This is a genomic window from Tumebacillus amylolyticus, from assembly GCF_016722965.1.
In the GTDB taxonomy this organism is placed as follows: domain Bacteria; phylum Bacillota; class Bacilli; order Tumebacillales; family Tumebacillaceae; genus Tumebacillus; species Tumebacillus amylolyticus.
The window spans coordinates 279325-299720 of the sequence record NZ_JAEQNB010000006.1 but is presented as its reverse complement, the minus strand read 5'-3'; the positions used below and the strand labels follow the sequence as shown (position 1 = coordinate 299720).

The following is a 20396-nucleotide window of genomic DNA, read 5'->3' as shown; positions in this document are numbered from 1 at the left end:
CCGGGGCGTGAAGCGTCCCTGGCTTTTTTTCGTTAGGGGCGGAGCAGGAATTCGGTCACGACTTCTGCAAAGCGGTCGGCTTGTTCGATGGCCGGTACGTGGCCGGCTTCTTCGATGAGGAGGTGTTCGGAGCGTTTCACATCGCGGAGCACCGCTGCGGTTTGAATGTCGCAGGTGGTGGAGTCGGACTCGCCGCGCAGGAGCAGCGTGGGGCACTGCAAGTCGGGCAGAAGCGGCAGGAGCGAGGTGAAGAGGAGGGGGTCTTGCATGATTTTTTTGACATGCATCCCGGTGCGTCCCCATTCTTCGGAGGAGATGCCCGACGTTTGGAGCAAGTTGCCGAAGTAATTCGGGACGGGGCGGTACCAGTAGAGCTTGTCGCGATGCTCTTTCAGCGCCAACGTGAGGGTTACCATTTGGTCGAAGCGGTCCTTGGGTGACAGGTCTGCTTCCCGCAAGTCGTGCGCTTGTTGGGCATGAGCTTCGTCGCCGAGTTTGAGGAACTCGTCGGCCGATTTCTTCAACATGTATTTCGCGGAGAGATCGAAGTCAAGCGCCGGGCAGTCGAGCACGAGTTTCTCCACCGATTGGGGATGACGATGTGCGTACAACGTCGCCAAGAAACCGCCGAAGGAGTGCCCGAGCACCGACCAGCGCTCATAGCCGAAATGCACGCGCAGAGCTTCGCAATCGTCGATCAAGTCTTGCAGAGTCAAGGGATCGTGCTCGTCCAACGCTTCCGACCGCAACACGCCCCGTTGGTCGAACGCGATCAGGCGGACCTGCTTGGACAGGAGATCGCCTTGCCCTTTCATAAATTCATAGGAACCGGCCCCGCCGGGACCCCCGTGCAAGAACAACAAAGGGGGAGCGTCCTGCGGGCCGTGAATTTCCACATACAGACCCTTGCCGCGAATGGTGATGGTTTCGGTCATGAAAGGTCAGACCTCCTTTTCTTCTCCTAAACTATGGTACAATAAGCGAAGGAACTGGAAAAGGGGAGATCGAGACATGCAAACTCAATTTTTTGTTCAGAACCGCAAGAATCTTCACGACACTCTGCCGGATCAATCGATCACGGTATTTTTTGCCGGAGAAGCGCCGCAGAAGTCGGCCGATGAGAAGTACAACTTCGCGCCGAACCGCAACTTTTACTACCTGTCGGGGCTGACCAAGGAACATCTCATCCTCGTGTTCCTGAAACTCGACGGCAAAGTCGAAGAACAACTCTACATCCAACGCGTCGATCCGGTATTGGAAAAGTGGGAGGGCAAGATGCTCACCGCTGAGGAAGCGAAGGAACAAACCCAAGTCGCGACCGTCCGTTACCTTGACGAATTCGAAAACGCATTCAACCGCACCGTACATAGCGGCGACTACCGCGTAGTCGCATTGGATCTGGAACGCCGCGGTTTTGACACCGTGCCGACCCGTGCCAACCTGTTCGCAAGCGAAATCAAGACGCGCTACCCGCACCTCCAATTGGAGAACATCTACTCGGCCGTCTCCGAGCTGCGCACCCGCAAAGCTCCGGAGGAAGTGGAGAAGATCAAAAAAGCGATTCACCTTACGAACCAAGGCATCCAACGGATGATGAAGCACATCCACGAGTGCGAGACGGAGTACCAATTGGAAGCGCACTTCAACTTTGCGCTGCATTCGGCCGGTGCTCGTGAAACCGCATTCCACTCCATCATCGCGGCAGGCGGCAACGCGACCGTCCTGCACTACGCGGAGAACAACTTGCCGATCGGAGAGAACGAACTCGTCCAGATCGACCTCGGTGCCGAATTTGAACTGTACAAATCGGACATCTCCCGCGTCATCCCGAAAAGCGGCCGTTTCACCGACCGCCAGAAGGAACTGTACAACATCGTGCTCAAAGCGGAACTCGCGGTGTTCGACGCGATCAAGCCGGGCGTGAAATTCTCGGAACTCAACGAGATCACCAAGCGCGTGCTCTCCGAAGAGTGCATCCGCATCGGCTTGATCAAAGAAGCGTCCGAACTGCCGGAGTACTACTACCACGGCGTCTCCCATCACCTCGGCCTCGACACGCACGACGTCGGCAACTACCGCGACCTCGTGTTGCAACCGGGTCATGTGCTGACCGTGGAACCGGGTCTGTACGTGGCGGAGGAGCAAATCGGCATCCGCATCGAAGACGACGTGCTCGTCACCGAAACCGGCTGCGAAGTGCTGTCCAAGGACATCCTCAAAACCGTCGAAGAGATCGAAGCGTTCATGGCACGATAGAAAAAAGCCTCCGGTGCTTGCCGCCCGGAGGCTTTTTTTCGTTCACGATTCTCTAAAGATCGGGGAATTCCCTAAGTTTCTTCTGTGGCGCAACTCGGTATAATGGCAAACAGAAGATGTGTACAACTAAGGGAGGGATCGCTGTGATCCGGCAAGGTGAGGAAATTCAAAAAGCGCTGGACGGTCTGCGCTTGCAAGTGGGCGTGGATTTCCTCGCGCTCGCGATTGCGGAAGGGGACGGCCAGATTCGTTGGGTGAATGCGTCCGGCAACCGCAACGACCGCTTCAAGCGCATCGTGCTCCGTCCGGGCAAGGGCATCGCAGGGCGTGTCATCACGCTTGGCCGCCCGATCGTCGTCGAAGGGATCGTTCCCAAAGCGGGCGATGACCCGCGCGAGTATCCGATTTTGTTGGCGGAAGGGCTTTGTTGCGCCGTGGCCGTGCCGGTGGTGTGCGGGTCACGCGTGCGAGGGGTTTTGTTGATGGCAAGCCGAACGGAACGGAGCTTCGCAACATCTGACGTGGACGCTGTGCTTGGGCTGGCAGAACGCCTTGGCACGGTGTATAGTGAAGTGTAGAGTCGCGGAGGGGAAGTGGTACTTGTGGGGTTTCGAATGCTGAATGAAGCGGCGTCTTTTTTGGAAACGTTGTTTTCACATATAACCGATGCCATCCTCATCGTGGATTATCAAGGAGAAGTGATCGGCGTCAATCCGGCGTTTGAGCGACTGTCCGGATGGTCGGCCGAAGAAGTGCTCGGTCAAAAGTCGCTTTGCGACCTCTGTCGCGGGATGGCGACTTGCCAAGAGGAATCGTCTTGCATCGAATGCTTCGCCTCGCGTTTGAAAACGCCGTCGTTCCAAATGCATTTGCAGACGAAGCAAGGGGCGGAATTGCCGGTTGCAGCCTCCTCGACCCGTCTGCCCGAAGAGGCCGGGGGAATGGGCGCACTGGTTGTGATATTGCGCGACAATTCGGAAATGCAACGCATCGAGCGCGAGCGTCACCAACGCCAGTTGACCAACTATGTCATCCAAGCGCAGGAGGAGGAACGCAAACGCATCTCTCGCGACCTGCACGATGGAATCGGACAAGCGTTGTACAGCATCATGGTCGGGTTGCGCGTCGTGAACCAGATTGAAATGGACGACGCGACCAAGCATCACTTGGAAGAAGTGCAGCACTTGACCGCCCGCACGCTGGAGGAAGTGAAAAGCCTCTCGGTGGAACTGCGGCCGTCCGCACTCGACGATCTTGGCTTGGTAGCCGCGCTGCGCTCGTATGCGAAGCGTTTCGAGCAGACGTTTGGCATCGTGACGACGCTTGAGATCGCAGGCCAACGCCGCCGCTACGATTCGTCGGTGGAGACCGCGCTGTACCGCATCTGCCAAGAAGCGATGACCAATGCCGCCAAGTACGCGGATACAGATGGAATCTCCCTGCGTTTTGTCGATGAAGTCGACCGCGTGGAGTTGCATATCGAAGACACAGGCGTTGGATTTGATCCGACGCAATTAAAAGTACGCGGTACCGGATTGGGTTTGTACGGCATGCGAGAACGGGTGTCGCTGTTGGGCGGCACGTTGAAAATCGAGTCCGCGCCCGGTGAGGGGACTGCGGTGCATGTCGTCGTACCGCTGGAAGAGAAAGGGGGTCCGCGCTATGGCCATCCGATTGCTGATCGCGGATGATCACGCCATCGTTCGCTCCGGGCTTTCGATGTTGCTCAACAACCAGCCGGACATGGAAGTGATCGGGACGGCGGCAGACGGGGGCGAGGCGTTTGACAAAGCGCTCGAACTTCGTCCGGACATCGTGTTGATGGACCTCAGCATGCCGCCCGGTGAGAACGGGTTGTCGGCGACGACTCGGCTCAAGGAAGCGGCGCCGGAGATCGACATCCTCGTGTTGACGATGCATGACGATGAGGAGTATCTGTTTCGGCTCTTGCAGGCCGGAGCGTCGGGGTATCTGTTAAAAAGCGCCCCGGACAACGACCTGCTCACCGCCATCCGCACCATTCACTCCGGGGCGGCTTATTTGCATCCCAGTGCAACGAAGTCGCTGATCTCGGAGTTTTTGCAGCGCGTACACCGTGGGGAAGACGTGGAGCGTTTCCAAGTGCTCACCGATCGGGAGCAAGAGATCCTCGTGCTGATCGCCAAGGGCTACGCGAACAAGGAGATCGCCGAGAAATTGATTGTCTCCGTCAAGACGGTCGAGTCGCACAAAGCGAAGATCATGGAGAAGCTCCACATGAAAACGAGGCCGGAACTGGTACGCTACGCTTTGAAAAAAGGGCTGCTCGACTTCGAATAAAAAGGTGCTCAGTCCGTGCCAAAGGCGAGACTGCGCGTCATGTGAGGGTTATCGGTATATGTTTTTTTGGCTAACAGCCGGGTTCCGCGAGGAGCACGGCTGTTTTTTTATGCTGTTTTTTTCGAAAGTAGGGGAGTTCCCGTCCATGAATGGGGGAAAGCCCCGATACTCGGGAGACCTGCTGCGGGGCTATACTCAAGTCATCGGAACGAAAGTTCCAAATTGCACAAGTTCAAAGGAGGAGGACACCATGTCTCAAGGTTCGCAGCAACCGCCGCAAGAGGACGAGCACGGCTCTCTGCGAGGCACGTTTGCAGCCGTCATGGTTTTGGGCTTCTTAATTCTTGCAAGTTGGGTGGGTATTTTCACCCTGTTCTTGCATCGCCAATAACGGGAGAGCGCCAAATTAGGAGGTTGCACCGCATGCACATTCACAAATTAGAGAAAATCTGGCTCACGTTAGGCGGCATCATGCTCGCCGCCTTCCTGATCGTCCTGACGATCAACGCGTTCGCAATGGGGAACACCCCGCCGTCCGACCTGCAACAGATCGACCCGACCAAGGTCGACCAAACCCCGCCGTTTGACAAGCCGGGCTTGGTCAAGATCAGCGACAACGAGTACGACCTGAACATGATTGGCTACGCATTCGGCTACACCCCGGCACAAGTTGAAATCCCCAAGGGCGCAACGGTGCACTTCCACGTCACGTCCCGCGATGTTATGCACGGTTTTGAAATCGCCGGTACGGACGTCAACATGATGCTCACGCCCGGTCTGGTCAACTCGTCTACGAAAACGTTCAACGAAAGCGGCACTTATCTCATTCTCTGCAACGAATACTGCGGCGCGGGTCACCAACTGATGGCGGCTCATCTCGTGGTCAAGTAAAGTCAAACAAAGGATGTGACGTATCATGAGTTCGAGAAGCATCGACCGCCGTGCGGCGGAAATGAGCGTCGCGTATGTGCTGACCGCCTTTCTGTTCTTCGGCGTCGCAGCACTGGCAGGCCTCTTGCAAGGTCTGGTGCGCGGCGGGGTCATCACGCTCCCGAAATGGGTGAACTACTACCAACTACTCACAGCACATGGCGTGCTGATGGCACTTGTTTTTACCACCTTCTTCATCCTTGGCTTTTTCTACGCCGGTATGGCGAAAACGATCACGCTGCCCAGAGTCTCCACGAATCTCGGTTGGATCGGATGGGCAATGATGTTTTTTGGCACCACGATGGCGACCGCAACGATCCTCATCGGTGATGCCTCGGTCATGTACACGTTCTACGCACCGCTGAAAGCGTCTCCGTGGTTCTACATCGGGGCCACGCTGCTCATCGTAGGCTCTTGGGTCACTGGGGCCGGCATGATCTACGCCTACACCAAGTGGCGCAAAGCGAATCAAGGCCAACTCTCGCCGCTGTTCGCTTTCATGGCGGTGGCCACGATGGTGCTCTGGTACATCGCAACGCTCGGTGTGGCTGCAGAAGTTTTGCTGCAACTGATTCCGTGGTCGTTTGGCTGGGTGCCGACCGTCAACGTCGTGCTCTCCCGCATGCTGTTCTGGTTCTTCGGTCACCCGCTGGTCTACTTCTGGTTGATGCCCGCGTATGCGGCTTGGTACAACTGCGTGCCGAAAATCGTCGGCGCGAAGATCTTCTCCGATTCGCTCGCTCGTCTGACGTTCGTCCTGTTCATCTTGCTCTCGATCCCGGTCGGCTTCCACCATCAGTTGACGGAAGCAGGGATTTCGGAAAAATGGAAGATCGTCCACGTCGCTTTGACGCTCGGCGTTGTGCTTCCGTCGATGATGACGGCGTTCTCGATGTTCGCCACGTTTGAAACGGTGGGCCGTGAAAAAGGCTCGCGCAGACTGTTCGGCTACTTCAAAAAGCTCCCGTGGGGCGACGTTCGCTTCTTCGCACCGTTCATCGGGATGGTGATGTTCATCCCGGCGGGGATCGGCGGTATCATCAATACCTCCAACCAATTGAACCAAGTCATTCACAATACGATCTGGGTCACCGGCCACTTCCACTTGACGGTGGCAACCTCTGTCGCACTGACGTTCTTCGGGGTTTCGTACTGGCTGATCCCGTCGCTGATGGGTCGTAAGCTCACCAAACGAATTCACAAACTCGGCATCTTCCAGACCATCCTTTGGACGGTCGGCATGCTGATCATGTCCGGCGCGATGCACTTCATGGGACTGCTCGGCGTCCCGCGCCGTACCGATTACACGACGTACATGGACGACCTCATTGGATTGTCTTGGATGAAGTACGAAACTCTGATGGCGATCGGCGGCGCGTTGCTGTTCGTCGCGGCGATGTTGATGGTCGGCATCGTGATCTATCTCTGGAAGTACGCTCCGGTTGGAGAGGAAGAGTTCCCGATGGCCGACTCTCAACCGATGTTGCAACACACCCCGCGCGTCCTCGAAAAATGGAAACTCTGGATCGCGTTGACGGCCTTGCTGATTCTGATCTCCTACGGATACCCGGTGTACGACGCCATCGTCCACGCACCGCCGGGAGCCCCGCCGATGAAAACTTGGTAGGGAGGTGATGGCAAGTCAAGCTGTTTGCAAAAAAAGTCCTTCGCAGACCTGCATGCGAAGGACTTTTTTTCATATTAGTTGTTGTCAGCCAATGCATCTGCAAACGCTTTGGCATACGGCGGGAGATCGGGCGGGCGGCGGGAGGAGATGATGTGACCGTCCACGACCACAGGTTCGTCGAACCAGATCGCGCCCGCGTTTTCCATGTCGTCACGGATGCCGGGGGTGGAGGTCACTTTGACCCCTTGCAGAATCTTGGCGGAGATCAACACCCAGCCGGCGTGGCAAATTTGCCCGATCGGCTTTTTCGCTTCGTGCATGTCGCGGACGAGTTGCAACACGTCGGGATAACGGCGAATTTTATCCGGAGCCCAGCCGCCGGGAACGAGGATGGCGTCATAGTCCTCGGCTTTCACTTCCTCGTGTGCGAAGTCGGTCTGAATCGGCACGCCGTACTTGCCTGTGTACGTTTCGTTCGCTTTCGGACCGACGATATGTACCGTTGCACCCTCTTCTCGCAGACGAAGCACCGGATACCAGAGTTCCAAGTCTTCAAATTCATGCTCCACCAACTGGATGACTTTCTTGCCTTGCAAACGCATCTAAAAAAACCTCCTCAAAATAATTCTGCGTACTACCACTTTACCACACAAACTTGACAACCGAGGAACCCATCAGCGATTATATGAATAATTAGAAGGATCAAACTCTAGGAAAAGGTGAGGGGTCGCGATGAGGCATTGGAACTGGATCGCCCGTTTGGATACTGGACAACTGCATCAGCAACTCCTCTTTTTAAAAAGGGACTGAGTGGAAGCGAGAGCTTCCGCCCAGTCCCTTTCTTTTGCTAAAGCAAGAAAGGGGAAGAAGCAACATGATATCAGTACGAGATGTGGAGCTCAATGGGACGACGGTGACCGCAGAGGACGTGGCCCGCGTTGCGTTTGAAGGGGCGAAGGTTGTTGTCGGCGAGGAACAATGGGTGCGCGTGGCAGAATGCCGCCGCATGGTAGAGGACTTGGTGTCGTCCGGCAAGGTCGTTTACGGTGTCACGACTGGATTCGGCAAGTTCAGCGATGTACACATCTCGCCGGAGGACGCGGTCCAATTGCAAGCCAACTTGATCCGCAGCCATGCCTGCGCCGTCGGGGAACCGCTTCCGGAAGCCACCGTGCGCGCACTGATGATGCTGCGCGCCAACGCTTTGGTAAAAGGCTACTCGGGCATCCGCCCCGAGACGCTTCAACTTTTGATCGATTGCTTGAACGCTGGCGTACATCCTGTCGTTCCGTCGCAAGGTTCCTTGGGAGCATCCGGCGATCTAGCGCCGCTGTCGCACCTTGCGCTGGTTCTCATGGGCGAAGGAGAGGCGTATTACCAAGGAGAGCGGCTCCCGTCGGACGTTGCGCTCGCAAAAGCCAACCTCCAACCGATCACTCTGCAAGCCAAGGAAGGGCTCGCCCTGATCAACGGCACGCAAGCGATGACGTCCATCGGAACTCTGTCCCTGGTCAAAGCGCTTCGCTTGGCCAAAGCGGCCGACATGATCGCCGCCCTGACCACCGAAGTTCTGCGCGGCATCCCCGCCGCTTTTGACGAGGACGTTCACCTCGTTCGCCCGTATCCGGAGCAGATCGGCGTCGCTTCGAACTTGCGCACGCTGTTGCAAGGAAGCCGACTCACGACCGAACCGGGCGAGATTCGTGTACAGGATGCCTACTCGCTGCGTTGCCTCCCGCAAGTACACGGGGCAACCCGCCAAGTCTTGCACTACGCAGAAGAGAAACTCGCGATTGAAATTAACGCCGCGACGGACAACCCGCTGCTGTTCGTCGAGCAGGGCAAAGTCATCTCCGGCGGCAACTTCCACGGACAGCCGATCGCGTTTGCCATGGACTTCCTGAAAATCGGCATGTCCGAACTGGCCAACATCGCCGAGCGCCGCACCGAACGTCTGGTCAATCCGGCTCTGTCGGGACTGCCGGCGTTTCTCAGCCACAACCCCGGCATCGCATCGGGCATGATGATTCCCCAATACGTCGCGGCTTCGCTGGTTTCGGAAAATAAAGTGCTCGCTCATCCGGCGAGCGTCGATTCCATCCCGTCGTCCGCCAACCAAGAAGACCACGTCTCGATGGGCACAACCGCTGCCCGCCATGCAGACATGGTGATTGCGAACGTCGCGAAAGTGCTCGCCATCGAATTGATCTGCGCCGCCGAAGCGGCTGAATTCGTCGGGGCGGACGGACTTGCGCCGGCGACTCGCAAACTGTACGACCAACTGCGTGCGATCGTGCCTCCGGTGCTGACCGACCGCTCGACCTCCACAGAGATTGAAAACGTGGCACACGAACTGTTGCAAGGGAATTGGCAGACGGCGGTGGAAGCGATCACCGGTCCTCTGTACTAATAAAAATACTCACCGACACCCCCAAGGAGGAATTCCCCATGACCACCGAACAAAAACGAACCATCCGTGCTCCGCGCGGCACTGAACTGAACTGCAAAGGCTGGGTCCAAGAAGCGGCGATGCGCATGCTGATGAACAACCTCGACCCGGAAGTCGCAGAACGCCCGGAAGACCTCGTCGTCTACGGCGGGATCGGCAAAGCGGCCCGCAACTGGCCGTCCTACGACGCCATCGTCCGTGAACTGCAACGTCTGGAAAGCGACGAAACCCTGCTGGTTCAATCCGGCAAGCCGGTCGGCGTCTTCAAAACGCATGAGCGTGCGCCGCGCGTCCTGCTTTCGAACTCCGTCCTCGTTCCGGCGTGGGCGAACTGGGAACATTTCCGTGAATTGGAGCAGAAGGGTCTGATGATGTACGGCCAGATGACCGCCGGTTCCTGGATCTACATTGGCACCCAAGGCATCCTCCAAGGAACGTACGAAACCTTCGCAGAAGCAGCTCGCCAGCACAGCGGCGGCACGTTGCGCGGGACCCTGACGCTCACAGCTGGTCTTGGCGGTATGGGCGGGGCGCAACCGCTCGCCGTCACCATGAACGACGGCGTCGTCATCGCGGTCGAAGTCGACCGTACCCGCATCGAGCGCCGCATCCAGACTCGCTACTGCGACGTGCTCGCCGAAACGCTCGACGAAGCTCTGGCCCTCGCAGACGAAGCGAAACAAGCGGGCAAGCCGCTCTCCATCGGGCTGCTCGGCAACGCCGCTGAAATTTTCACCGAGTTCGTAGACCGCGGCATCAAGCCGGACTTCGTGACCGACCAAACCTCGGCGCACGACCCGCTGATCGGCTACATCCCGGAAGGCTACTCGCTGGAACAAGCGGCTGAACTGCGCACGTCCGACCCGACCCGCTATGTAGAACTCTCCAAAGCCAGCATGGCGAAGCACGTCCAAGCGATGCTCAATCTGCAAAAAATGGGCTCCGTCGTGTTCGACTACGGCAACAACATCCGCCAAGTGGCGTTTGACGAAGGTGTGCAGGACGCATTCAACTTCCCAGGCTTCGTACCGGCGTATATCCGTCCGCTGTTCTGCGAAGGCAAAGGCCCGTTCCGTTGGGCGGCGCTCTCTGGCGATCCGGAAGACATTCGCAAAACGGATGAACTCGTGCTGAAACTGTTCCCGGAAAACGACCACCTGCGCCGTTGGGTCACGATGGCGGGCGAACGCGTCGCGTTCCAAGGTCTCCCGGCGCGCATCTGCTGGCTCGGCTACGGCGAACGCGCCAAGTTTGGTCTCGCGATCAACGAAATGGTGAAAAACGGCGAGCTCAAAGCCCCGATCGTCATCGGTCGCGACCACCTCGACTGTGGCTCCGTCGCTTCTCCGAACCGCGAAACGGAAGCGATGAAAGACGGCTCCGACGCAGTGGGCGACTGGGCGATCTTGAACGCATTGATCAACACGTCGGCGGGCGCCTCTTGGGTCTCCGTTCACCACGGCGGAGGTGTTGGCATGGGCTACTCCTTGCACGCGGGGATGGTCGTTGTGGCAGACGGCACCGATGCAGCAGCAGAGCGACTGCAAGCCGTTCTGACTTCCGACCCGGGCATGGGCATCATCCGCCACGTCGATGCAGGCTACGACGAAGCGATTGAATCGGCTGAGAAGCACGGTGTCCGCGTCCCGATGCGCGACCAAGCTTAGAAAGGGGACTGTGACCTCATGAAAAAAATCCCGACCACGATTGATGTTCTGCTCCACAACATCGGCACCCTCGTCACGCCGCAGGGCAACCACCCGCGCGGCGGGGCGAGCATGAAGGAGTTGCAAGTGATCGAAAAAGCGGCCGTCGCCATCGCAAACGGCCGGATTGCACTCGTCGGTACTGAACAAGATGTGCGCGAGACGTTGCAAAAAGCGGGCGTCGAAATTCACGAAGAACTCGACGCCGGCGGACGTTTGGTCACACCGGGTCTCGTCGATCCGCACACCCACCTCGTTCACGGCGGTTCCCGCGAGCACGAACTGGCGCTGAAACGCTCCGGCGTCCCGTACTTGGAGATTCTCGCGATGGGCGGCGGCATCCTCAGCACCGTAACTTCAACCCGCAAAGCAAGTGAGGACGACCTCTACACCAAAGCCCGCAAGAGTCTCAACGAGATGATGCTCCAAGGCGTCACCACCGTCGAAGCAAAAAGCGGCTATGGCCTGACTCTCGAAGACGAGTTGAAACAGTTGCGTGTCGCAAAACGCCTCAACGAAACGCATCCTCTTGACCTCGTCTCGACCTTTATGGGCGCACACGCCGTTCCGCCGGAGTACAAGGGACGCGAGGAGGAGTTCGTCGATCTCATCGTCAACGAGATGCTCCCACGCGTCACCGACGAAGGCTTGGCGGAGTTTTGCGACGTGTTCTGTGAACATGGCGTTTTCTCCGTGGAGCAATCTCGCCGTATCTTGATGGAAGGCAAGCGTAACGGCTTGATTCCGAAGATTCACGCCGACGAGATCGTGCCGCTCGGCGGGGCGGAATTGGCAGGAGAAGTGGGCGCAATCTCGGCGGAACATCTGCTGGCCACTTCAGATGAGGGCATGCAAGAGATGGCGAACGCAGGTGTGATTCCCGTCTTGCTCCCGGGGACGTCGTTCAACCTCGGCCTTACCCAACACGCTCGAGCTCGCGATATGATCGACACCTACGAACTGCCGGTCGCGCTGTCCACCGACTACAACCCCGGCTCTTGCCCGACCGAGTCGATCCAACTGATCATCGCGCTGGCATCTGTGAACCTCAAGATGACCCCTGAGGAAATTCTGACCGCTTGCACGATCAACGCCGCCAACGCGCTGGGTCGCGGCTTTGAGATCGGAACGATCGAAGGAGGCAAGAAAGCGGACCTCGCGATTTTTGACGCCCCGAACTTGGCGTACTTGCCGTATCATTTCGGCATCAACCACACGTTCGGTGTACTCAAGGACGGTCGTGTCGTCGTCTGGGAACGCGGGGTAACCGTATGAGCGAGATCCCGTTCCTGAAAACTCCCGAGCAAGCGGCGTTTCGCGATCATATGGAAACCAAAGTCGCCCACTGGCTGACCCAGTGGGACGGCCGGGAATCAATCGCGGCGGGTCTCATCGGCCTGCCGCTCTCCAAACCGTCGATTTCGCACTCCGGTGCTTCCACCACCCCGGCTGCCGTCCGAGCGGCGTTCAAATCGTTCACCACGTACAGTTTGGAGTACGGTGTCGACCTGCAAACCCTCGCTGTGCGCGACTTGGGCGACATCCAGATGCACCCGACCGACATCCACGAGTGCCATCGCCGCATCGAAGAAGGTCTGAGCGCACTCTATCAGGAACACCCACACCTCGTCCCGATCTTGATCGGAGGCGATCACTCGACCTCGTGCCCGTCGATCAAAGCGTTCGCCGCCAAATACCCGGACAAAAAAATCGGCATCCTCCACTTCGACGCCCACCACGACGTGCGCAATCTCGAAGACGGAGGTCCGACCAACGGCACGCCGTTCCGTGGACTGTTGGAGTCGGGAGTCGTGGAGGGTCGTCACATCGTCCAGATCGGCATCCGGGGTTTCATGAATTCCAAAGCCTACCACGAGTATGTGAAAAGCCACGGCGTTCACATCTTCACGTCTCGCGATGTCCGACGTATGGGCATTGACGCTGTGCTCGACCAAGCGTTGGAGCTGGCGGGGGACGGGACGGAAGCGTTGTTTGTCTCGTTTGACGTCGATGTGATCGACCAAGCGTATGCACCGGGTTGTCCGGCGGTCGGCACAGGCGGGATGAACCCTTGGGACGCGCTGGATGCTCTGTACAGACTCGGTCAGCTGCCGCAGGTACAGGGTCTGGACTTCGTCGAGTTCGATCCGACCGTCGATGTGCGCAACTTGACCACGCGAATGACGGTGCAGTTTTTGCTGACGTTCCTCGCCGGTTTCAGCCAACGTCCAACGTCGGAGTGAGCCTCCGCCTCCGGTTGGATTGCGGTTTGCCTTTGATGTGGTAAACTGGGAATTGAAAAATAGAGAGATTCAGGGATTTCGAGGAGGGTAATTAGGTTTGAGTAGTGGCACTTCCAGCACGGCAAGTTTTTTCCGTAATCGTTTCGTTCGTGCGATCTTGTTGTCCGGCCTGTTCTTGCAGTTGGGCATCTGGATCCGAAATTTTGCAGTTTTGTTGTACGTTATGGAGAAGACCAACAACGATCCGACCGCGGTTTCGTTGATTTCGGTGGCGGAGTTTGCGCCGATCTTCCTGTTTTCGTTCATCGGCGGTACGTTTGCAGACCGTTGGCGTCCGAAGCGCACGATGGTTTGGTGTGACTTCCTGAGTGCGATCTCCGTGTTCGTGGTCTTGCTGACCTTGTTGGTGGGGACGTGGCAAGTGATCTTCTTCGCGACGCTGGTTTCTGCGATTCTCTCGCAGTTCTCGCAGCCGTCGGGGATGAAGCTGTTCAAACTCCACGTGCCGGAAGAACAGATGCAGATGGGCATGTCGATGTACCAGACGATGTTCGCGATGTTCATGATCATCGGCCCGGCACTCGGTACCTGGGTGTATCAAACCTACGGCATTCATTGGTCGGTCGGGATCATGGGCATCGCGTTCCTGCTCTCCGCAGCGACGTTGATGTTCCTCCCGCCGGATCGAGTGGAGGAACAGAGCACGACGACCTCGCTTGGACAGGAAATGAAAGAGGGCGTTCGCTATGTGCTGAAACGCCCGGTTCTGCGCAGCATGGCAGGCGGTTTTATGGGGGCGGGCTTGGCAGTCGGTCTCATCCAGCCGCTCGGCGTGTTCGTCGTCTTGGAGCAGTTGGGCCAGCCCAAGGAGTTCCTCCAATGGTTGCTGATGATCAACGGCGTCGCCATGATCGTCGGCGGAGGTCTCGCCATGACGATCGGCAAAAAAATGCCGCCGCAGTTGATGCTCACCATCGGGATGATCGTCTCTGCGATTACGGTCGTCATGATGGGCTTCTCGACGAGCATCTATCTGACATTTGCAGCACAGTTCTTCAGTGGGCTGGTAATGCCGCTGATCCAGATTGGCATCAACACGATGATGCTCAAAGCAACGGAGGAGCAGTTCATCGGTCGTGTCAACGGCATCCTCAACCCGCTGTTCATGGGGATGATGGTGATCACGATGAGTTTGGCCGGCATGTTGAAAGGTCTGACCTCTCTGTCGATCGTGTACACGATCTCGGGTGTGTTTTTCCTGATCGGGATGGTCGCCGTTCTGCCGCTGTTCCGCTTGTTGCCGAACAAAGTAGAGAGCGCCGAAGCGTAAGTGAAAAAGAGGGACTGTACCGCCTGGGCGGTACAGTCCCTTTTTTTAGGATCGTTTCTTGTAGGTGCCGAGGAGTTCGCGGAGAATCACTCGCCACGACTTCAACCCTTGTGAGCGATTGCGACCGTAGAGCAGGCGGGTGAGACCTGCCAAGGCTTGGTCTCGGTCGGGCGTATAGGGGTGCCAGCCGATCTCGCGAGGCTTCTTGCCGGGGCTCGCCATCACAGACGTCTGGTGAGAGAACGTGTGCAACCCAATCGGCCCGTGGTAGCGGCCCATGCCGCTTTGTTTAACCCCGCCAAACGGCAAGTGAGGGTTCGCCATCGACGTGATGACTTCGTTGATGCAGACGTTGCCGGAGATCAATTGCCGGGTGACGCGCTTCGCTTTTGCGAGATCGAGGGTGAACACCGACGCGTTGAGACCGTAGATGGAGTCGTTGGCGAGGCGCAGGGCTTCCTCCTCCGTTCGAAACGTCATGATCGGAAGCACCGGCCCGAACGTCTCGTCGATCATCAGTTGCATGCTGTGGTCGACTCCCGACACGACCGTCGGTTCAAAGTAGAGAGTCCCGTCCTCAGCCGCCCGACCGCCACACTCGACCTTCGCACCGCGAGCCACGGCGTCGCGTAAGTGAGTCTGCACGATCTCCACTTGCGGGGGGAACGTCATCGAGCCGTAGTCGACGCCTCGGCGGAGCGCGGCTGTTTTTTCCAAGACTTTGGTCAGGAAGGCTTGGTAGACCGCTTCGTGAACGTACACGCGTTCAACCGACATGCAGACTTGACCCGCATTCGTAAAAGCACCCCAGACGGCGGCGTTGGCGGCACGTTCGAGATCGGCGTCTTCGAACACGATCATCGGGTCCTTGCCGCCCAATTCCAGTTCAACGGGGATCAAGTGTTCGGCGGCGGCCGCCATGATCTTGCGACCCGTTGCGACACTGCCGGTGAAGAAAATTTTATCAGGACGAGACGCGGTCAACGCCGCTCCCGTTTCACGGCCCCCGTGCGCAACTTGAAACACCCCGTCGGGGAGCTTCATCGCTTGGAAGCAGCGCTCGATCAACACACCGACACCCGGAGCGACTTCGGAGGGCTTGAGCATCACGCAATTTCCTGCAAGCAGTGCGGAGATCACAGGTGTTACCGAGAGCAGGAACGGGAAGTTCCACGGTGCAATGACCGCGATAACGCCCATCGGCTTGTATTCAATATAGGAATGGTTGCCGAAGAAGACGATCGGGGTCTTCACACGCTGAGCTGCCAGAATTTTCACGGCATTCTGCTCGTAATACGCCAGCGAATCGGCGACGGGGAACACCTCCAACACCATCGCTTCGGTATACACTTTGCCCGTATAGGAGGCGAGTTCGCGGGCGAGCTCTTCCACATGATCTGTGATGTATTCGCGCAGACGAGCGACATAGCGCAGGCGTTCCGTCAGCGGAGTGGACGCCCAGCCGGGAGATGCGGAGCGGGCCCGCTCCATGCCGGCGCGAACTTCGTCGGCGCTCCATTCCTCTACAGGGGTCAAAATTTCACCTGTAGCCGGGTTGATTTGGGTGAGGCTGCTCATGGAAGTTCCTCCTCTTGCAGTTCTTGGTATGACTATTGTACTTGATCCCAGACCCTCTTGCATATCATCTAGCAACGACAGATGCAGGGGGAGAGGAGGCGTGCCTATGAACATGAGCGATCCGGATGTCTTCATGGCGGTGAGTTGGCTGGAAGTGGTGGGGGTGTTTTTCATCGTCCTCGCCCTGTTTGAAATTTTCCAGATGTCCAAGCGATAGAAAAAAAAAGACCTTCCCCACACGACGGTGGGGAAGGTCTTCGTCTCTCTAGATGCAGGAGCCTTCGTGAACATCAGCAGTTGAGGGGCGCGATCCGGCGCTTTCCTTCTCCTCGCGATAGAGGGCGACGCGGTTGCGTCCGGCTCGTTTGGCACCGATGTACATGGCACGGTCAGCGAAGCGCATCAGCGACAGCGAGTCTTCGGCATCGTCCGGATAGGCGGCGATCCCAATCGAGACGGTCAATTTGATGGTCACGATGTTGCCGTCCAGCGTCGGCACGGGAACTTCCATCGCTTCCACGGTGGAGCGAATGTCTTCGCCAAGACGCAGAGCCTGCGCCGAATCGGAGCCCGGCAACACGATGATAAATTCCTCTCCGCCGTACCGGGCGGCGAACTCTCGGCCTTCCAGCGCGTCTTCGAACGTGCGGGCGATGGTCTGCAAGACTTTGTTGCCCGCGAGATGTCCGTACGTATCGTTGATTTTCTTGAAATGATCCAAATCGATCAGCAGGAGAGACAGCGCAACTCCGTCGGTCAGCATCTCCATCTCTTCCGTCAACCGCTTCTCCCCATAGCGATGGTTGGGCAATTGGGTGAGTTCGTCGTACAAGCTCTGCTTCTCGACGTTCTCGTAGCGCATCGCATTGTGGTACGAGATCGAGAGTTGGTTGGCGAGGATGGAAACGGCATCGAGCGTCGTGGCGTCAAAAATATTGCTCTTCGGTGCGAGCAGGCAACAGAACCCGTAATCGGCATAGCTTGAATGGAACGGAGCGACCACCAAGTTTTTGTACACCGTCCCGGCAAACTGCGGGTCATCGCCGAGCCGCTTCGTGAGCGTCGGGTCATCGCGCAGAGAGTCTTCATGCTGGGAGAGATAGCGGTGCAGCGCGTCGAGGTCTTGGCTTCCACACCCGGCCGAGCGGGAGATGGCGTTCAAGTTCTCGTCTTGACGGAGGAAGATCACACAGTGGACGTTGTCAAACCACTTCGGTAATTCTTCCGTCACGCGGGCAAACAAGGCTTCTACTTCCAAAACACCTGAGAAGTCCCCAGTCAGAGCGGCCAAATTGCGAAACAGCGTGTTCGACCTCCACACGTCGTTGAACAGTTTGAAAACGTATACGCAGAGCACCATCGGCATCCCGAAGGCGATCAGGCCGTACAGCCCGTCCCCCTCATAGAGCATGATGACGAGAAAACCGAGGGAGGCAGCAAACAGGGTGGAGAAGATGTCGAACTTGGTGCGCTTCAAATGCGCCTGAAAAGTCGTTGTGCCGTCTAATTTGCGGAAGTACAGGAAGAGAATCAGGTGGTTGAACAGAAAGTGGGCGGCACAATACCCGAACAGCGGGAACAAATTCACCGACATCTTGTCATGGTGGGTGCCGCCGAGCAGATAGAACGTGGCGGACGAACCTCCATTAACGAACAGGAACATCCCGTTGTTCGCAAGGGTCTTCCAAAATTCAAACTTCCGTTGTCGGTACCATCTAGAGAAGAAGTGAACGACCTGACTCGTGAACACGAGCGCAACCAGACCGAACTTCACAAAAATCACAAGATCCACACACAGCAGCAACGAAATCGAGAATTGATCGCGCTTCAGAGGAAAAAACTCCGTAAACCCGTACAAGCCAAACAGCGTGACCAAAATCAAAGCGTCATGGGTGTGAAGATTCGGTGAGATCGAGATGGCAACGATGAGAACGAGGATCAAGCCGAGAAGAGTCGTACCAGTCGCGAGTTGCTTAAATGACAAGGCTCGAATCCCCTTTCCACGACTTACTTTAGAAACAAATTCTCCAAGAAACTTCAAACACCTTTTCAAATCCCGAAAAAAATATGGGTAAATCTACTTGGTTCAGTATACCTAAGGATTTAATCGGATCATGTAGCCGAAAAGACAGGAAAGTACGCTTCGACCTATTTATCGAAGCGTACTATAGGTATAAAGTATTGTTTAGTACTTACGGAAGTGGAAGTTCTCGTCCTGCCGACCAGAGGATGTACCAATCCTCGTGGCTGAGTTCGATGCGTGTGGCGCCGACCGCTTCGCGGATGTTTTCCGGGTTGTTGCTGCCAAACAGCGGGATGATGCCCGCCGGGTGTTGCATCAGCCAAGCGAGGCTGAGTTGTGCCGGAGTGGCGTTGTATTTCTCACCGAGGACTTCGAATGCGGTGAGCAACTTCGGCAGACGGGGGTCGTCTTGGTGTTTCTCCAAGTTTTTTCCCGCCAGCACGCCGCCGCCAAGCGGAGAATAGGCGAGTGGGCGAATGTTTTTTTCCAGAGCTTGATCGAGGACGCCGTTGTACATCGTCTCTTGGTTCCACAGCGAAATCGCCGGTTGCGTGGAGACGATCGGCACGTCGAGGTAGGCTTGCAAAGCCAATACATGTGAAGGCAAGTGGTTGGAAACGCCGATGTAGCGGACGAGACCATCCTTGACAAGTTGGTTCAGCGCGGAGGCCGTCTCGCGCGGGTGTGTATGCGGATCGGGGCGGTGGATCTGGTAGAGATCGATGTAGTCGGTCTGGAGACGTTTCAAGGAACCTTGGACGCTCTCTAAGATGTAGGGTTTGGACAAGTTGTAATGATACGGAGTCTGCTCATCGCCGAGGATGATGCCGCATTTGGAAGCGAGAAACAAACGTTCGCGCAGGCCGGAGTTCATGTCGAGGAACTCGCCGAACACGCTCTCACACATCGTGCGCCCGTAGATGTCGGCATGGTCGTAGAACGTAATGCCCGCTTCGACCGCCGTTTCCAGAGCTGCGATGCCGCGCTTCAGATGATCGGCGGAGAACTCCTCCGGGTCCCACGTGCCCGCCAACCCCATACAACCCAGCGCCAATGCGCTGACTTCCACTTCCTGCGGACCAAAGGAAAGGGTGCGGGTAAACTGTGCTGTCATGTTTTCAACTCTCCTTGCGCTCATAAATTCAATTCTACAAGTATAGCAAAACCCTACAGGCTTGCAAAGTTATTCCACTGTGTGCAAGGAGGAAGTATACTGACAAGGTACATAATTGGAAAAAGGTGGCGAGGAGACTTTGAAAAAAATCTACGTAGTTCGTCATTGCAAAGCGGCAGGACAAGCGGAGGACGCACCCTTGACGGAGGAAGGGCAAGAGCAGGCCGAGCAACTGGCCGATTTTTTACAAAATGTAGGAGCGCAGCAGTTGGTAGCCAGCCAGTATCTGCGCGCTGTGCAGACCCTGGAACCGTTGGCCGCTCGTCTGGGTCTGTCGATCCGTCAAGACGAGCGTCTCGGCGAGCGTGTGCTGTCCGCCAAGGACGAGCCGAATTGGATGGAGATGTTGCAAGCGGCGTTTGAAGATCTGCACTTGTGTTATGAAGGCGGGGAATCCGGCATTCAAGTGATGGAGCGCGCCGTGGGAGCTGTCCAGGAGATCTTGACGTCTGGTGCGGAAACAACCGTGCTTGCGTCTCATGGAGGTCTTGTCACGCACCTTTTGAAACATTTTGACGACTCGTTTGGTTTTGAGTCATGGAAAGCGTTACGCAATCCGGATGTTTTCGTACTGACGTTTGAAGGGGATGCTGTGCAAATCAAACGGGCGTGGAAGTAACATAGGGGATGAATGAAAAGCACCGGGCGTAAGCTCGGTGCTTTTTATTTTTATGTCAATTTAGTGAATATAGATAGTCTAATTTGACTATTTACGTAGCGAGGACGATTTCTTTATTCTCAAGTAGAAAGAATTGAGGTAT

The 20396-nt window shown here is 56.9% G+C and carries 18 protein-coding genes; 13 read left to right on the top strand and 5 right to left on the bottom strand.

Translation table 11 applies throughout. The features are described from left to right. Nucleotides 1-32 precede the first annotated feature (32 nt). The gene (locus JJB07_RS18965) at nt 33-935 is read right to left on the bottom strand and encodes an alpha/beta fold hydrolase (protein WP_201637643.1); all 903 of its coding nucleotides are present in this window, start codon (nt 933-935) and stop codon (nt 33-35) included. Between the two features lie 76 nt (nt 936-1011). Here JJB07_RS18965 and JJB07_RS18960 point away from each other — a divergent pair, with 76 nt between their 5' ends. The 7 genes from JJB07_RS18960 (at nt 1012) to JJB07_RS18930 (ending at nt 7132) form a co-directional block, all read left to right on the top strand. Further along, on the top strand, nt 1012-2256 hold the full coding sequence (locus tag JJB07_RS18960; protein ID WP_201637642.1) for an aminopeptidase P family protein: 1245 nt from the start codon (nt 1012-1014) through the stop codon (nt 2254-2256). Nucleotides 2257-2399: 143 nt separating this feature from the next. Beyond that, nucleotides 2400-2834: a GAF domain-containing protein gene (locus tag JJB07_RS18955; protein ID WP_201637641.1), complete on the top strand. Its 435-nt coding sequence runs from the start codon at nt 2400-2402 to the stop codon at nt 2832-2834. Nucleotides 2835-2858: 24 nt separating this feature from the next. Next, nucleotides 2859-3947, top strand: a complete 1089-nt coding sequence (locus JJB07_RS18950) for a sensor histidine kinase (protein WP_347338373.1) — start codon at nt 2859-2861, stop codon at nt 3945-3947. Then, the gene (locus JJB07_RS18945) at nt 3919-4575 is read left to right on the top strand and encodes a response regulator (protein WP_236588198.1); all 657 of its coding nucleotides are present in this window, start codon (nt 3919-3921) and stop codon (nt 4573-4575) included. The genes JJB07_RS18950 and JJB07_RS18945 overlap by 29 nt, the downstream gene beginning before the upstream one ends. Nucleotides 4576-4825: 250 nt before the next feature. Beyond that, the gene (locus JJB07_RS18940) at nt 4826-4966 is read left to right on the top strand and encodes a cytochrome c oxidase subunit 2A (protein WP_201637640.1); all 141 of its coding nucleotides are present in this window, start codon (nt 4826-4828) and stop codon (nt 4964-4966) included. 32 nt (nt 4967-4998) lie between these two features. Next, nucleotides 4999-5466, top strand: a complete 468-nt coding sequence (locus JJB07_RS18935) for a cytochrome c oxidase subunit II (protein ID WP_201637639.1) — start codon at nt 4999-5001, stop codon at nt 5464-5466. A 25-nt stretch (nt 5467-5491) separates the two neighbouring features. Continuing rightward, nucleotides 5492-7132 carry a b(o/a)3-type cytochrome-c oxidase subunit 1 gene (locus JJB07_RS18930; RefSeq protein WP_201637638.1) on the top strand — a complete coding sequence of 547 codons (1641 nt, stop codon included), beginning with the start codon at nt 5492-5494 and terminating at the stop codon, nt 7130-7132. A gap of 74 nt (nt 7133-7206) precedes the next feature. Here JJB07_RS18930 and JJB07_RS18925 read toward each other — a convergent pair whose 3' ends face one another. After that, nucleotides 7207-7734 carry a type 1 glutamine amidotransferase domain-containing protein gene (locus JJB07_RS18925; protein WP_201637637.1) on the bottom strand — a complete coding sequence of 176 codons (528 nt, stop codon included), beginning with the start codon at nt 7732-7734 and terminating at the stop codon, nt 7207-7209. 272 nt (nt 7735-8006) lie between these two features. Between JJB07_RS18925 and hutH the strand changes: the two genes are divergently transcribed. The 5 genes from hutH (at nt 8007) to JJB07_RS18900 (ending at nt 14860) form a co-directional block, all read left to right on the top strand. Beyond that, nucleotides 8007-9542 (top strand): histidine ammonia-lyase, encoded by a 1536-nt coding sequence (gene hutH / locus JJB07_RS18920; RefSeq protein ID WP_201637636.1) that lies wholly within the window; start codon nt 8007-8009, stop codon nt 9540-9542. A gap of 38 nt (nt 9543-9580) precedes the next feature. Then, a complete protein-coding gene (hutU, locus tag JJB07_RS18915; protein ID WP_201637635.1) occupies nt 9581-11248 on the top strand; it encodes a urocanate hydratase in 1668 nt (555 codons plus the stop codon). A gap of 18 nt (nt 11249-11266) precedes the next feature. Then, nucleotides 11267-12562, top strand: coding sequence for an imidazolonepropionase (gene hutI, locus JJB07_RS18910; RefSeq protein ID WP_201637634.1), 1296 nt, complete (start codon nt 11267-11269; stop codon nt 12560-12562). Continuing rightward, the gene (gene hutG, locus JJB07_RS18905) at nt 12559-13530 is read left to right on the top strand and encodes a formimidoylglutamase (RefSeq protein WP_201637633.1); all 972 of its coding nucleotides are present in this window, start codon (nt 12559-12561) and stop codon (nt 13528-13530) included. Before hutI ends, hutG begins: the two co-directional genes overlap by 4 nt. Nucleotides 13531-13627: 97 nt before the next feature. Then, nucleotides 13628-14860 (top strand): MFS transporter, encoded by a 1233-nt coding sequence (locus JJB07_RS18900; protein WP_201637632.1) that lies wholly within the window; start codon nt 13628-13630, stop codon nt 14858-14860. A 45-nt stretch (nt 14861-14905) separates the two neighbouring features. Here JJB07_RS18900 and JJB07_RS18895 read toward each other — a convergent pair whose 3' ends face one another. The 3 genes from JJB07_RS18895 to JJB07_RS18885 form a co-directional block, all read right to left on the bottom strand. Beyond that, on the bottom strand, nt 14906-16438 hold the full coding sequence (locus JJB07_RS18895; protein WP_201637631.1) for an aldehyde dehydrogenase family protein: 1533 nt from the start codon (nt 16436-16438) through the stop codon (nt 14906-14908). A 265-nt stretch (nt 16439-16703) separates the two neighbouring features. Further along, the gene (locus JJB07_RS18890; protein ID WP_201637630.1) at nt 16704-18422 is read right to left on the bottom strand and encodes a GGDEF domain-containing protein; all 1719 of its coding nucleotides are present in this window, start codon (nt 18420-18422) and stop codon (nt 16704-16706) included. A 208-nt stretch (nt 18423-18630) separates the two neighbouring features. Beyond that, nucleotides 18631-19575, bottom strand: coding sequence for an aldo/keto reductase (locus JJB07_RS18885; protein ID WP_201637629.1), 945 nt, complete (start codon nt 19573-19575; stop codon nt 18631-18633). Nucleotides 19576-19714: 139 nt separating this feature from the next. On the opposite strand from JJB07_RS18885, the gene JJB07_RS18880 reads away from it, so the two are divergent. After that, a complete protein-coding gene (locus JJB07_RS18880; RefSeq protein ID WP_201637628.1) occupies nt 19715-20254 on the top strand; it encodes a histidine phosphatase family protein in 540 nt (179 codons plus the stop codon). The last annotated feature ends 142 nt before the right edge of the window (nt 20255-20396 follow it).